Annotated in this window: 13 protein-coding genes; 5 read left to right on the top strand and 8 right to left on the bottom strand. The window is 70.6% G+C overall.

The features are described 5' to 3' along the window. Positions 1–4: 4 nt before the first annotated feature. Together OHA64_RS10915 and OHA64_RS10910 are read right to left on the bottom strand one after the other, a co-directional pair. Positions 5–238 carry a hypothetical protein gene (locus OHA64_RS10915; protein WP_389158348.1) on the bottom strand — a complete coding sequence of 78 codons (234 nt, stop codon included), beginning with the start codon at positions 236–238 and terminating at the stop codon, positions 5–7. 79 nt (positions 239–317) lie between these two features. Then, on the bottom strand, positions 318–1,316 hold the full coding sequence (locus OHA64_RS10910) for a DEDDh family exonuclease (RefSeq protein WP_405611541.1): 999 nt from the start codon (positions 1,314–1,316) through the stop codon (positions 318–320). Positions 1,317–1,577: 261 nt separating this feature from the next. On the opposite strand from OHA64_RS10910, the gene OHA64_RS10905 reads away from it, so the two are divergent. Further along, positions 1,578–2,288, top strand: coding sequence for a VIT family protein (locus tag OHA64_RS10905; RefSeq protein WP_405611538.1), 711 nt, complete (start codon positions 1,578–1,580; stop codon positions 2,286–2,288). Positions 2,289–2,445: 157 nt separating this feature from the next. On the opposite strand, the gene OHA64_RS10900 is transcribed toward OHA64_RS10905, so the two are convergent. From OHA64_RS10900 to OHA64_RS10890, 3 genes are all read right to left on the bottom strand, one after another. Then, positions 2,446–3,831 (bottom strand): CoA transferase, encoded by a 1,386-nt coding sequence (locus OHA64_RS10900; RefSeq protein ID WP_405611535.1) that lies wholly within the window; start codon positions 3,829–3,831, stop codon positions 2,446–2,448. 39 nt (positions 3,832–3,870) lie between these two features. After that, positions 3,871–5,436, bottom strand: coding sequence for a S8 family peptidase (locus OHA64_RS10895; RefSeq protein ID WP_405611532.1), 1,566 nt, complete (start codon positions 5,434–5,436; stop codon positions 3,871–3,873). 146 nt (positions 5,437–5,582) lie between these two features. Continuing rightward, complete coding sequence (locus tag OHA64_RS10890) at positions 5,583–7,112, bottom strand: S8 family peptidase (RefSeq protein ID WP_405611529.1); 1,530 nt, start codon at positions 7,110–7,112, stop codon at positions 5,583–5,585. Positions 7,113–7,365: 253 nt separating this feature from the next. Here OHA64_RS10890 and OHA64_RS10885 point away from each other — a divergent pair, with 253 nt between their 5' ends. The 3 genes from OHA64_RS10885 (at position 7,366) to moaA (ending at position 10,481) form a co-directional block, all read left to right on the top strand. Beyond that, positions 7,366–7,722, top strand: coding sequence for a DUF485 domain-containing protein (locus tag OHA64_RS10885; RefSeq protein ID WP_405611526.1), 357 nt, complete (start codon positions 7,366–7,368; stop codon positions 7,720–7,722). Next, entirely contained in the window at positions 7,719–9,338 is a 1,620-nt protein-coding gene (locus tag OHA64_RS10880; RefSeq protein WP_405611523.1) for a cation acetate symporter, read from the top strand. Before OHA64_RS10885 ends, OHA64_RS10880 begins: the two co-directional genes overlap by 4 nt. A 153-nt stretch (positions 9,339–9,491) precedes the next feature. After that, on the top strand, positions 9,492–10,481 hold the full coding sequence (gene moaA / locus OHA64_RS10875; RefSeq protein WP_405611520.1) for a GTP 3',8-cyclase MoaA: 990 nt from the start codon (positions 9,492–9,494) through the stop codon (positions 10,479–10,481). Here the strand turns inward: moaA and OHA64_RS10870 are convergent. Together OHA64_RS10870 and OHA64_RS10865 are read right to left on the bottom strand one after the other, a co-directional pair. Next, positions 10,478–10,726, bottom strand: coding sequence for a hypothetical protein (locus OHA64_RS10870; RefSeq protein WP_405611517.1), 249 nt, complete (start codon positions 10,724–10,726; stop codon positions 10,478–10,480). The two genes, moaA and OHA64_RS10870, sit on opposite strands and share 4 nt — an antisense overlap. A 233-nt stretch (positions 10,727–10,959) precedes the next feature. After that, positions 10,960–11,373 carry a DUF3099 domain-containing protein gene (locus OHA64_RS10865; RefSeq protein ID WP_405611514.1) on the bottom strand — a complete coding sequence of 138 codons (414 nt, stop codon included), beginning with the start codon at positions 11,371–11,373 and terminating at the stop codon, positions 10,960–10,962. A 246-nt stretch (positions 11,374–11,619) separates the two neighbouring features. On the opposite strand from OHA64_RS10865, the gene OHA64_RS10860 reads away from it, so the two are divergent. After that, positions 11,620–11,898, top strand: a complete 279-nt coding sequence (locus OHA64_RS10860; protein ID WP_405611511.1) for a GlsB/YeaQ/YmgE family stress response membrane protein — start codon at positions 11,620–11,622, stop codon at positions 11,896–11,898. A gap of 77 nt (positions 11,899–11,975) precedes the next feature. On the opposite strand, the gene tyrS is transcribed toward OHA64_RS10860, so the two are convergent. Then, on the bottom strand, positions 11,976–13,244 hold the full coding sequence (gene tyrS, locus OHA64_RS10855) for a tyrosine--tRNA ligase (RefSeq protein ID WP_405611508.1): 1,269 nt from the start codon (positions 13,242–13,244) through the stop codon (positions 11,976–11,978). Positions 13,245–13,307 lie beyond the last annotated feature (63 nt).

The raw sequence follows: 13,307 nt of genomic DNA, 5'->3' as shown, positions 1-13,307 counted from the left end.
GGTGTCAGACCTTGTCGACGATGCCCGCCTTTCCCTCCGCGCGGGCGCAGTGGGCGCCGCAGTACCAGTGGCCCTCGACCTCGACGCCCTGGCCGATGATCTGCACCCGGCAGTGCTCGCAGAGGGGAGCCATGCGGTGGATCGCGCAGGAGAAGCAGTCGAAGACGTGCACCGCGCCCTGCGCGTGCACCTCGAAGGTCATTCCGTAGTTGTTGCCGCAGACTTCACATGTCGCCATGCGCCACAGGGTGGGCCGTCGGTGCCGTGGGAGCGAGGCGACGGCGGGCGAGTCGCCCGGCAATCACCCGTCCGTACGGTCACGGCGCCGTGGCCGGCTCGACATCCCTGAGCAGCTGCCCGAACGCCGCCTCGTCGACGACCGGGGTGCCGAACTGCCGGGCCTTGACCACCTTCGAGGTGCCGGAGTCCGGGTCGTTGGTGACGAGCAGGCTGGTCAGCCTGGAGATGCTGGTGGCGACATGCAGGCCGGCCTCGGTCGCGCGGTCCTCCAGGAGGTCGCGCTCGATGGACGTGTCTCCGGAGAAGGCGATCCGCATGCCCTGCTTGAGCGGTTTGCCGTCTTCGTAGCGGCCCGGGTTGGGATAGGGGCAGGCGGGCCTCTTGCGGGCGGGGCGCCAGCTGGTCTGCCGGTAGCTGCCGTAGCCCCCCGGGCCCGCCTGCTGCCCGATCCGGGGCGCCGGTACGTCCGACCACTCGGTCAGCGGCCGGCACTCGTGCAGGGGCAGGCGTACCCCGCCGGTGGCGGCGGCCCTGAGGCTCGGCCGGAACGCCTCCGCCAGCACCCGCGCGTCGTCCAGCGCGTGGTGCGCACGCTGCTGTACGACGCCGAAGTGCGCCGCGAGGGTCTCCAGCTTGTGATTGGGCAGGGGCAGGCCCAGCTCCTTGGACAGCGCGATGGTGCACAGCCGCTGCCGCACCGGAGCCTCGCGCTCCGCGCGCGCGTACTCCCGGGCGATCATCTGCCAGTCGAAGACCGCGTTGTGCGCGACGAGTACCCGGCCGTCGAGGCGGCTCGAGAACTCCTCGGCGATGTCCGTGAAGAGGGGCGCGCCTTCCAGCACGTCGTTCGTCAGACCGTGGATCCACACCGGGCCCGGGTCACGCTCCGGGTTGACCAGGGTGTACCAGTGGTCCTCGACCTCGCCGCGCGCGTCCAGGCGGTAGACGGCCGCGGAGATGATCCGGTCGTGGCGGGCAAGGCCGGTGGTCTCCACGTCAACGACCGCGTATCCCTTCGGATACGCGGCCGGCCACTCCGTGGCGGAGGACGCTGCGGTCGTGCGGTCTTCGAGCATGGTCACTGAGGATACGGGCCACGACTGACAGCGCCGTCCCGTACCCGTCCGTCAGGTCCCGGGCGGCGCCCGCCTGTTCGAGACTCGACGGGGCGGTCGGGCCGTAGCGCCCCGAAGTCCCTTTGCACGGTGGAGGGTTCGTCCCCGGGCGCACCCGCGCGCCACCCCGCTCCGGACCCGCTCGAGGCACGCGGCGCGGGCCCTCGACGCGGATCCGCGTCGGTGTGGGACGGCCGACGCCGGGAGTGCGATCCTCCGGGTGTGACCGAACCCACTCATGACGAGGCCCACGGCGGAGCGCTCGGCGCGCGCCTCAACTGGCTGCGGGCGGCGGTCCTGGGCGCGAACGACGGCATCGTCTCCACCGCCGGCCTCGTGGTCGGCGTGGCCGGCGCCACGGCGGACCGCTCCACGCTGTTCACGGCCGGCCTTGCGGGTCTGCTGGCCGGTTCCATGTCGATGGCGGCGGGGGAGTACGTGTCCGTCTCCACCCAGCGCGACTCGGAGAAGGCCGCCCTGGCGCTGGAGAGGCGGGAGTTGCGCGAGCAGCCCGAGGCCGAGCTGCAGGAGCTGACCCAGCTGCTGGCGGAACGGGGGCTCACCCGTGAGGTGGCCCGGGAGGCCGCCGTCCAGTTGACCGAACGGGACGCGCTGCGGGCGCACGCGCGCGTGGAGCTCGGCATCGACCCGGACGACCTCACCAACCCGTGGCACGCGGCGTGGGCGAGCTTCCTCGCGTTCACGGTCGGGGCGCTGCTGCCGCTGCTGGCGATCGTCCTGCCGCCAGCGGACTGGCGGGTGCCGGTCACGGTGGTGTCGGTCCTCGCCGCGCTCACCCTGACCGGCTGGAGCAGCGCCCGGCTGGGGGCCGCGAGGCCGGGGCGGGCGATGCTGCGCAACGTCGCGGGCGGCGCGCTGGCGATGGGGGTGACCTACGCGGCGGGCGCGCTGCTGGGGGCGGCGGGAGTCTGACCCTTCGTCCCTGGCCCACTGCCTCACGGCGACCCGCGCGGCGCTCATCACCCCGCCCCGGACGGGGCAGGTGCCGGAAAATACCTGGGGATACGGTATTCCGCCCGCGAGTTGGGCGTGAGTCCTGCGGCGAGTACGGCGCAGGCCGACCCGCGGCTCAGGTCCAGCGGGCCGCGTCCGACCCCCAGGGCCCCGGCGTCCGCGTCCAGTCGGCCGGCCCGCCCGTGAAGGAGACCGGCGAGCGCGCGTACCGCAGCCGCCCGAGCGTGCTGTCCGACTCGGCCAGCCACGGCCCCGGCCCGTCGTACGCCGTACCGACCGCGGTACCTTCCGCGCGGTCCTGCCCGATGTCGCGCAGCAGCCACTCGGCCGTGCGCGCCAGCGCCACTCGTACGAAGCGGCTGCCACCGTCGTACGACTGCTCGGTCACCGCCCGCAGCACGGCCGCCGCCAGCAGGTACCCCGTCCCGTGGTCCAGCGCCTGGGCCGGCAGCGCACCCGGCCGCTCGACCGACCCCTCGATCGCGGCGATCCCGGTGGCCACCTGCACCAGACTGTCGAATCCGCGCCGCCCGGCCCACGGCCCGTATCCGCCCCACGCCGACAACTGCGCCACGACCACCCCGGGCCGTCGCTCGGCGAGAGCCTGGGCCGACAGGCCGAACCGGTCCAGGGCGCCCGGCCGGTACCCGGTGACGACCACGTCCGCCGTCGCGAGCAGTTCCTCGAAGGTGTGTCGGTCGGCCGCGAGGCCGAGGGTGGTCGACCGCTTCCCGAACCCGGTGTCGGCGTGCTGGTCGGGGAGCTCGGGCAGTCGCGGGGCGTCCACGCGCAGCACGTCCGCGCCCAGCAGGGCCAGGGTGCGGGTGGCGACCGGACCCGCGATGACCCGGGTCAAGTCCAGGACGCGCAGGCCGGCGGCGGGCAGCAGGGGAGCGCCGGTGCCGGCGTCCAGGGGAGCGAGCACGCGCGCGTGCGCGGAGTCCGTACGCCCGCGCTCCACCAGCGGCCTGGCGGCCACCGCGGCCCGCTGTGCGTGCGCGGCCCACTCCTCGGGCGTGCGCTGCGCGACGGCCAGGCCGCCGGCCGCGTACACGGTCTCCTCGACCTCCAGGGCGGACCGCTCGGCCAGTGCCGACTTCACCGCAGACGGCTCTTCGGGCAGCCCCAGTGCTGTCAGCAGTCGCTCCCGGTGGTGCGGATAGTTCGCGTGCGTGCGCACCCACCCGTCCGCCGTCCGCCAGAACCGGGACAGCGGCGCGAAGGTGACCGGCGCCCGCCCGTCCACCAGCAGATGCCGCTCACTGACGAACGCGGTCGCGACGGCTCCGTCGTCCACCCGCACCCGCGGCACCGCCGGGAGCCCGGCCCGCCGGGCCCCGAGTTCCGCCGCGGCCAGCGCGCAGGCGCCCACGCAGGCCCGCGCCAACTCCCGTACGGGAAGGCGCCCTTGGAGAGAGCCTTCCCGCTCCACGGTCGACACGCGGGAGAGGCGGGCGGGGTCGCCGCCCACCGCGGACCAGGCGGACTTGATTGCAGTCATGACTGCACTATGCAGTATTGACCCAATCAATATATGGACCTACCTGGTCACCGCGTCCAGTGCGTCCACCACACCCCAGCCGTAGAAGCTGTTGCGGTTCTTCGAGCCCTCGCACACCGCGTCGACCTTGCCGTCGCCGTTGATGTCGTACGGCTTCGTGCACGGCGTCGCGTCGGCCTCGGCGTACAGCAGGGCCTTCACCAGGGCGGGCGAGGCGTGCGGGTGCGTCGACTTGATCAACGCGGCGACGGCCGCCACATGCGGGCTCGCCATCGACGTACCGGCCATGTAGCCCCACTTGCCGCCGGGCAGCGTGCCCAGGATCCTGCCGTCCGTCGCGGGCGCCTCCGGCTTCTGGTAGGCCGTCGAGTCGCCACCGGGAGCGGCGACGTCGATGATCCCCAGACCGTGGTTGGAGAAGGACGACTTGAGGCCCTTCGCGCCGGTCGCCGCGACCGTCACCACACCCGGCAACTGGGTCGGTATGTCAAGGCACTTCGACGGGTCGACCACCCGGTCCGAGGGCGTGCCGTCGTTCGGCGAGGACGGGTCGGTTATCTCGTCGGCCGCGAGGTCGTAGTTCTCGTTGCCGGCCGCGGCGACGTTGACGGTGCCCTTCTTCTCCGCGTACCGCGAGGCTCGCGAGACGGCGTCCACGAGCGCCTTCTGGTCCGGGTCGTCCGTGCAGTTGAAGTACCAGGGGTCGGTGTAATAGCTGTTGTTGGTGACGTCGACACCGTGCGTGGCCGCCCACATGAAGCCGCACACCACGGCCTCCGTGTAGAAGTAGCCGGCGGTGGTCGACACCTTGATGCCGGAGACCTTCACCCCGGGCGCCACGCCCGTCATGCCGACGCCGTTCTTCGCGGCCGCGATCTCACCGGCCACGTGCGTGCCGTGCGGGCTCTCCGCCGAGCTCGGCCGCCACGCCCCGTCGGTCGTGTCCGGCTTGCCCGTCACACAGTTGACGGAGGCGGCCCGGTCGAAGTTCGGCGCGATGTCGGGGTGGGTGTCGTCGACACCGGTGTCGATCACGCCGACCGTCACCTTGCGGCTGCCCAGCGACTTCTCGTGCGCCTTGTCCGCCTTGATCGCCGCCAGGTCCCACTGCTGGGACTCCAGCGGGTCCTGCCCGGCGGCCGACTTGGCCTCGGCGGCGGCGACCGCCGTCGCACTGAGCGCCTTCGGCGTCCCCAGGTCGGTCGTCGACTGCGCGGGCAGCGGCGCGTTGCGCGTGTTGCCGGCCGAGTCGACCCCCCGCACCTTGCGGACCGTCTTGGCGAAGTCCGGGTTCGACGAGTGGACGACGATCACGCCGATCTGGTCGTACGACGTCACGATCGTGCCGCCGGCCTCGGTGATGGCCTTCTTCACCTGCGCGGAAGGACCGTGCCCGGGGCGGACGTTGACGACGTAGCTGAGCGCGGACGCGTCCGCGGCCGTGGCCGACGCGAGGACGTCGTTCACGGCGCCGGTGACATCGGCGACGGTGCCGGGCACATCGGCCGCGGCCGCGGTGTTGGGCAGGAACGCCACCGCCGTGGCCATGGCCATTCCGAGCGGGACGGTGAGCGCTCGGCGGTATCGCGGGTGAGGCGCGGTCATGGTGTCAGGGTCTCCAGTTCGTTGGCGGTACGAGCGAGCCGTGCGGGAAGTCCGAAGCGGCGGGGACGTCCCGGGGAAAGGGAGGTCCGGGGAAAGGGATGTCCTGGACGTCGGGGGAGAGGGATGCCATGGGAAAGGCGGCTACTTCACTTCACCGCGCGTAGCGCGTTGACGATGCCGTACCCGTAGAAGCCGTTGACGCGCTTGCCGCCCTCGCACACCGCGTCCTGCGTTCCGTCGCCGTCCTGGTCGTACGAGGCCGGGCAACCGGGGTTGTCCGCCTGCGCCTTGAGCAGAGCCTGCAGCACGGCCGGGGTGGCGTGCGGGTACTTCGACTTCAGCAGCGCGGCGACACCGGCGGCGTGCGGCGAGGCCATCGACGTGCCCTGAAGGAAGGCGTACTCGCCGTTCGGCATCGTCGACAGGATGCGGCCGTCCTTGGAGGGCGTGTCCGGGAGCTGGTAGCGCCGGTCGCCGCCCGGCGCCGCGATGTCCACTACGCCCTTGCCGTACGAGGAGTAGTACGACTTGAGGTTCTGGACGCCCGTCGCGCTGACCGTGACGACACCGGGCAACTGCGTCGGCACGTCGAAGCACTCGTGCGGGTCGATGGTGCGCGCGACCGGCGTGGAGTCGTCGGGGCTGGTGTCGTCGACGATCGCGTCGGAGTCCAGGTCGTGGTTGGAGTTGCCCGCGGACGCCAGGTTGAGCGTGCCCTTCTTCTGGGCGTACAGCTGCGCCCTGTTGACCGCGTCGACGATCGCCTTCTGATCCGGATCGTCCATGCAGTTGTACATCCAAGGATCAACGTAGTAGCTGTTGTTCGTGATCTCCACGCCGTGGTCGGCGGCGAACACGAAGGCGCACACGACGCTTTCGGGGTAGAAGAGGCCGTTGTCCGGGTCGCTGACCTTGATGCCGGCGACCTTGACGCCGGGAGCGACTCCGGCGACGCCGATGCCGTTGCGGGCCGCGGCGATCTCACCGGCCACATGCGTTCCGTGGTAGTCCTCCGCGGTGTACGGGCGCCAGGCACCCGCGCTGGTGTCCGCGACGCCGCCGACGCAGTTGGCCGACTGGCCGGCGGAGAAGTTCGGGGCGAGGTCGGGATGGCTGTCGTCGACGCCGGTGTCGATCACGGCGACGGTCACCTTGCGGCTGCCCGGGTTGATCTTCGCTGCCTTGTCGGCGCCGATCGCGCGGAGGTCCCACTGGTCGGCCTCGAGCGGCTCGCTGTCCGGTGTGCGGGCGGAGGCGCTCGCCACCTTCGCGGCCTGCTCCTTCGACAGGAACCGGGCCGCGCCCTCGTCCGTCGTCCCCGTCGCGGTCAGCGGCGTGGTCCGTGTGGCACCCGCCGACTGCACCCCGCGAACGGCCCGGATCTCCTTGCCGAAGCCGGGGTTCGACGAGTGGACGACGATCACGCCGATCTTCTCGTAGGTGGTCACGACGGTGCCGCCGACCGCCGGGACGGCCTTCTTCACCGACGCGATCGTGCCGCGGTCCAGCCTGGTGTTGACGACATACGCCAGGTCGGGCGCGTCCGTCGCCCGGGCCGCGCTGTCCGCACGGGGCGCGGCCGACGCCGCCGCGGGCAGGAAGCCGAGCGAGGCCGTCAGCGAGAGCACGACGGGGACGGCGAGGGCGAGTCGGCGTCTGGAACGCAGATGAGGCATGGGGTCTCCACATCATCCGGAAACAAAACCGGCCCGAGGCACAGGTGGTGCTCGGGCAGGTACATGACGGGTGGTGCGGTCCCGAAGCTATCTTCCGAAGTCGCTGGCCAGCAATAACTATTGGAGGTGACTTCACAAAGACGCCCTCGTTGTTGAACCGGTCCTTGCGCGCCGCCGTGACCTTGGGCAGGGAGCGCGAGGACACGCGCCCCCGATCCCCGTCACAACCGCATCCGCACCGCGAGGAGACTCCGTGGCCACCGACGCACCGCCACCCTCGAAAGAGACACACAAACTCCCCTCACCCGAGGAGTTCACCGAGGTGCAGGAGAGCGCGGAGTTCGGTGAACTGCGCCGCTCCCACCGCTCCTTCGCCTTCCCGCTGACCATCGGCTTCATCGCCTGGTACCTGCTGTACGTCCTGCTGTCGAACTACGCGGGCGACTTCATGGGCACCAAGGTCTTCGGCAACATCAACGTGGCCCTCGTCCTCGGCCTCGCCCAGTTCCTCACCACGTTCCTCATCGCCTGGTGGTACTCGCGGCACGCCGCCGCGAAGCTCGACCCCAAGGCCGAGGCCATCAAGACCCGAATGGAGGGCGGCGCATGAGCCTCGCGATCACCCTGGCGGCCGGCGAGGCCAGCGAGCACCGGCCACTGATCATCTCCCTGTTCGCGGTGTTCGTCCTCGCGACGCTCGTCATCACCGTGTGGGCGGGCCGCCAGACCAAGGACGCCGCCGACTTCTACGCCGGCGGCCGCCAGTTCAGCGCCTTCCAGAACGGCCTCGCGGTCTCCGGCGACTACATGTCGGCCGCGTCCTTCCTCGGCATCGCGGGCGCCATCGCCCTCTTCGGCTACGACGGCTTCCTCTACTCCATCGGCTTCCTGGTCGCCTGGCTGGTGGCCCTGCTCCTGGTCGCGGAACCGCTGCGCAACTCCGGCCGCTACACCATGGGCGACGTGCTCGCGTACCGCATGCGCCAGCGCCCGGTCCGTACCGCCGCCGGCACCTCCACGATCGTCGTCTCGATCTTCTACCTGCTGGCCCAGATGGCGGGCGCGGGCGTCCTCGTCTCGCTGCTGCTCGGCATCACCTCCGACGCGGGCAAGATCGGCATCGTCGCCCTCGTCGGCGTGCTGATGATCGTGTACGTCTCCATCGGCGGGATGAAGGGCACCACCTGGGTCCAGATGGTCAAGGCCGTGCTGCTCATCGGCGGCACCATCCTGATCACCTTCCTGGTGCTGCTGAAGTTCAACTTCAACATCTCCGACCTGCTGGGCACGGCAGCCGAGAACAGCGGCAAGGGCTCGGCCTTCCTCGAGCCCGGTCTCCAGTACGGCGCGAACGGCACCACCAAGCTGGACTTCATCTCCCTCGGCATCGCCCTGGTGCTCGGCACCGCCGGCCTGCCGCACATCCTGATCCGCTTCTACACGGTGCCCAACGCCAAGGCGGCCCGGAAGTCCGTGAACTGGGCCATCGGCATCATCGGCGGCTTCTACCTGATGACCATCGCCCTCGGCTTCGGCGCCGCGGCGCTGATCTCCCAGGACGAGATCATCGCGTCCAACCCGTCCGGCAACACGGCGGCACCCCTGCTCGCCCTCCACCTCGGCGGCGTCGACTCGACCTGGGGCGCGATCCTGCTCGCCACGATCTCGGCGGTGGCCTTCGCGACGATCCTCGCCGTGGTCGCCGGCCTCACCCTGGCCTCGTCCTCGTCGTTCGCCCACGACATCTACGCGAACGTCATCAAGAAGGGACAGGCCACCGAGAAGCAGGAGATGAGGGCGGCCCGGCTGGCGACCATCGGCATCGGCGCCGTCTCCATCCTCCTGGGCGCCCTCGCCCGCGACCTGAACGTCGCCGGCCTGGTCGCCCTGGCCTTCGCGGTCGCGGCCTCCGCCAACCTGCCGACGATCCTCTACAGCCTGTTCTGGAAGCGGTTCACCACCCAGGGCGCCCTGTGGTCGATCTACGGCGGCCTGGTCGTGGCCGTCGCCCTGGTGCTGTTCTCGCCGGTTGTCTCCGGTGACCCCAAGGCGATGTTCCCCGACGTCGACTTCGCCTGGTTCCCGCTGAAGAACCCGGGCATCATCTCGATCCCGTTCGGCTTCCTGATGGGCTGGCTCGGCACGATCCTGTCCAAGGAGGAGCCGGACGCCGCCAAGTACGCGGAGCTGGAGGTCCGGTCCCTCACCGGAACCGGCGCCCACTGATCCGGCTCCGATCCGCCCCCTGAGCGGCCGCGTCGTAGCTCCCTACGACGCGGCCGCTTCGTTCGTCGTGGGATCGGGCTCTGTTGATGTCAGTGGCGTCGCGTAGGCTCGCAGGTGTCGGAAAACCTGTGATCCGCGAGGGAGGGGACCCACGTGCTCATCGACACGTACGGCCGGGCGGCCACCGATCTGAGGGTCTCGCTGACCGACCGGTGCAATCTGCGCTGCACCTACTGCATGCCCGAGGAGGGCCTGCAGTGGCTGGCGAAGCCGGACCTGCTCACGGACGACGAGATCGTCCGCCTGATCGACATCGCCGTCACCACCCTCGGTATCGAGGAGGTCCGCTTCACCGGCGGCGAACCGCTGCTTCGCCCGGGCCTGGTCGGCATCGTCGAGCGGGTCGCCGCCCTGGAGCCGCGCCCCCAGATGTCCCTCACCACCAACGGCATCGGCCTCAAGCGCACGGCGTCCGCCCTGAAGGCGGCCGGCCTGGACCGGGTCAACGTCTCCCTGGACACACTGCGGCCGGACGTCTTCAAGACCCTCACCCGCAGGAACCGCCACGAGGACGTCATCGCGGGCCTGGAAGCCGCCCGCGACGCCGACCTGACCCCGGTCAAGGTCAACTCGGTCCTGATGCCGGGACTCAACGAGGACGAGGCCCCCGACCTCCTGGCCTGGGCGGTGGAACACGACTACGAACTGCGCTTCATCGAGCAGATGCCCCTGGACGCCCAGCACGGCTGGAAGCGCGACGGCATGATCACCGCGGGAGACATCCTCGCCTCCCTGCGCACCCGCTTCGAACTGACCGCGGAGGGCTCCGACGAGCGCGGTTCGGCCCCCGCCGAGCGCTGGATCGTGGACGGCGGTCCGCACCGTGTCGGTGTCATCGCGTCCGTCACCCGCCCGTTCTGCGCGGCCTGCGACCGCACCCGCCTCACGGCCGACGGCCAGATACGCACCTGCCTCTTCGCCCGCGAGGAGACCGACCTGCGCGCGGCCCTGCGCTCCGACGCCCCCGACGAGGAGATCGCCCGCATCTGGCGCCTCGCGATGTGGGGCAAGAAGGCGGGCGCGGGCCTGGACGACCCGACGTTCGTCCAGCCGGACCGGCCGATGTCGGCGATCGGCGGCTAGGGCTTGTCCCAGGACCCGTCCTGGGAGCTCTCCCGCGCCGTCCAGTCCTCGAACGTCACCACGTCCTTCAGGAACCCCCGCACTCCGAGGAACTGCGACAGATGTTCCCGGTGCTCCTCGCACGCCAGCCACGTCTTGCGGCGCTCCGGCGGGTGGATCTTCGGGTTGTTCCAGGCGAGCACCCACAGGGCGGCGGCACGGCAGCCCTTGGCGGAACAGATCGGCGCATCAGGATCAGGGACCATCACAAGCCCGACCCTAACCCGATCGGTGCGGAGAAAAGGCGACGCCGAGCAGCCACGGGGGGAGCTGCCCGGCGTCGGTCTGTCGCTCCGACGGGGGATGCGGAGCGCCTACGAAGTATGTCACGGGAGACCCGTCGCCCGGCACCGGAACAACGTGATTGATCTGAGCTTTTCTTGAGCTTGGTGGGGGGCTGACTTCCGGTTGGGAGGCACCCGACAGGGATGCGCCATGATCACGCCCGGTCGCGCGGCTCGTTCCGTACACCCTGCCCGGAGTCGGCCTTGACGTCCTCCGCGGGGGGTCCCTCGCCGGATTCCGGGAACCCCTCATCGGCACTCGGCGGTGTGATCATCGGCCGCGTCGGCACGTTCACGAACGTCGACGGAAGCGACGGCGCGTTCTCCCGCCCCGCGTTGGCGACGACCACGGCGATGTACGGCAGGACCGCTCCCAGCACCAGCGCGACGATCGCGACGTGCCGTTCCACGTTCCAGAGAGTGGCCGCGAGGATCACCGACACCGTACGGATCGCCATCGAGATGACATACCGGCGCTGCCGTCCCCGCACGTCCTCCTCGAGCCCCGTCCGGGCTCCGGTGATCCGAAACACCTGGGCGTTGCCGCCGCCGCCATGCTGCTTCCGCATCGCACTCCACCATCCGCCCGCATCGGCCCCACCCCGCCCCGACACCAGGTCCGCCCCTGGTCGAGGAGGAGAACCCGCACAGCCCCCACGTTACGCCGCGGCTGCGTCGTCAACGAGACCGGGGCACATCCAAACAGGACCAACCGCTCCGGCCGTATCGCGTACGGCGGTACCTGACATGCGGCGTACCGCAGTCGGGCCGACACTGGGCGTAATGCTCACGTCGAGCCGTACGAGGAGGCAGCCATGGGCTGGTTGTGGGCGATCATCGTGGGATTCGTGCTCGGCCTGATCGCGAAGGCGATCATCCCCGGCAAGCAGCACAGCCCTCTCTGGCTGACCACCATCTGCGGCATTCTCGGAGCGATCGTCGGCAACGCGATCGCCCGTGCGGCGGGCGTCGACGCCACGTCCGGCATCGACTGGTGGCGGCACCTCTTCCAGCTCGTCGCCGCGGTCGTCATCGTCGCCCTGGGCGACATGGCGTACATGGCCACGCTCGGCCGCGACAAAGAGCGGACCTGACAGCCGGCGGTACGACGGCGGGGGCGGCCTTCCCTCAGGAAGACCGTCCCCGCCGTCACGTCGCGTCGTCGTACTGCCTAGACTCCCGTGACCTCGACCGCCGCCAGGTTCTTCTTGCCCCGGCGCAGCACCAGCCAGCGCTCGTGCAGCAGGTCCTCCTTGGCGGGGACGGCGTCCTCGGCGGCCACCTTCGCGTTGTTCACGTAGGCACCGCCCTCCTTGACCGTCCGACGCGCGGCCGACTTGCTGGCGACCAGGCCGACCTCGGCGAACAGGTCGACCACCGGAGCGAGCTCGGCGACCTGGATGTGCGGTACCTCGGACAGGGCCGCGGCCAGCGTCTTCTCGTCGAGCTCCGCCAGCTCGCCCTGACCGAAGAGCGCCTTCGACGCGGCGATCACGGCGGCCGTCTGGTCGGCGCCGTGCACCAGCGTCGTCAGCTCCTCGGCCAGCGCACGCTGCCCGGCACGGGCCTGCGGACGCTCCTCGGTCTGCTTCTCCAACTCCTCCAGCTCCTCGCGGGACCGGAAGGACAGGATGCGCAGGTACGTCGAGATGTCCCGGTCGTCCACGTTCAGCCAGAACTGGTAGAACGCGTACGGCGTCGTCATCTCCGGGTCGAGCCAGACGGCGCCGCCCTCGGTCTTGCCGAACTTGGTGCCGTCCGCCTTGACCATCAGGGGCGTCGCCAGGCAGTGCGCCTCGGCCTCGGGCTCCAGCCTGTGGATCAGGTCGAGACCCGCCGTGAGGTTGCCCCACTGGTCGCTGCCGCCCTGCTGGAGCGTGCAGCCGTACCGACGGTACAGCTCCAGGAAGTCCATGCCCTGGAGCAGCTGGTAGCTGAACTCCGTGTAGCTGATGCCCTCCTGGGACTCCAGGCGCCGGGCGACCGAGTCCTTGGTGAGCATCTTGTTGACGCGGAAGTGTTTGCCGATGTCCCGCAGGAACTCGATGGCGGACAGGCCGGCCGTCCAGTCCAGGTTGTTCACCATGACCGCGGCGTTCTCGCCCTCGAAGGACAGGAACGGCTCGATCTGCCCGCGCAGCCGGGTCACCCAGTTCGCGACCGTCTCCGGGTCGTTCAGGGTGCGCTCGGCCGTGGGGCGGGGATCGCCGATCTGGCCGGTCGCCCCGCCCACCAGGGCCAGCGGACGCAGGCCCGCCTGCTGGAGCCGGCGCATGGTGAGGACCTGCACCAGGTGGCCGACGTGGAGGCTGGCCGCGGTCGGGTCGAAACCGCAATAGAACGTGACGGGACCGTCCGCGAGCGCCTTGCGCAAAGCGTCCTCGTCAGTGGACAGGGCCCACAGCCCACGCCACTTCAGCTCGTCGACGATGTCCGTCACGGTTCTCGTATCTCCTTGGAGGATCTTCGTGCAGTCGAAATGCTCTTGGGGCGGTCGAGAGAC

The organism is Streptomyces sp. NBC_00076 (genome assembly GCF_045041235.1).
Taxonomy (GTDB): Bacteria; Actinomycetota; Actinomycetes; order Streptomycetales; family Streptomycetaceae; genus Streptomyces.
Note: the sequence above shows the minus strand (reverse complement) of the source record. Positions and strands in the feature narration are given on the sequence as shown.

What these genes read in the sequence shown, in the direction of transcription:
- OHA64_RS10915 (WP_389158348.1), bottom strand. Translation starts at nt 238, where the DNA reads ATGGCGACATGTGAAGTCTGCGGCAACAACTACGGAATGACCTTCGAG.
- OHA64_RS10910 (WP_405611541.1), bottom strand. Translation starts at nt 1,316, where the DNA reads ATGCTCGAAGACCGCACGACCGCAGCGTCCTCCGCCACGGAGTGGCCG.
- OHA64_RS10900 (WP_405611535.1), bottom strand. Translation starts at nt 3,831, where the DNA reads ATGACTGCAATCAAGTCCGCCTGGTCCGCGGTGGGCGGCGACCCCGCC.
- OHA64_RS10895 (WP_405611532.1), bottom strand. Translation starts at nt 5,436, where the DNA reads ATGACCGCGCCTCACCCGCGATACCGCCGAGCGCTCACCGTCCCGCTC.
- OHA64_RS10890 (WP_405611529.1), bottom strand. Translation starts at nt 7,112, where the DNA reads ATGCCTCATCTGCGTTCCAGACGCCGACTCGCCCTCGCCGTCCCCGTC.
- OHA64_RS10880 (WP_405611523.1), top strand. Translation starts at nt 7,719, where the DNA reads ATGAGCCTCGCGATCACCCTGGCGGCCGGCGAGGCCAGCGAGCACCGG.
- OHA64_RS10870 (WP_405611517.1), bottom strand. Translation starts at nt 10,726, where the DNA reads ATGGTCCCTGATCCTGATGCGCCGATCTGTTCCGCCAAGGGCTGCCGT.
- OHA64_RS10865 (WP_405611514.1), bottom strand. Translation starts at nt 11,373, where the DNA reads ATGCGGAAGCAGCATGGCGGCGGCGGCAACGCCCAGGTGTTTCGGATC.
- OHA64_RS10860 (WP_405611511.1), top strand. Translation starts at nt 11,620, where the DNA reads ATGGGCTGGTTGTGGGCGATCATCGTGGGATTCGTGCTCGGCCTGATC.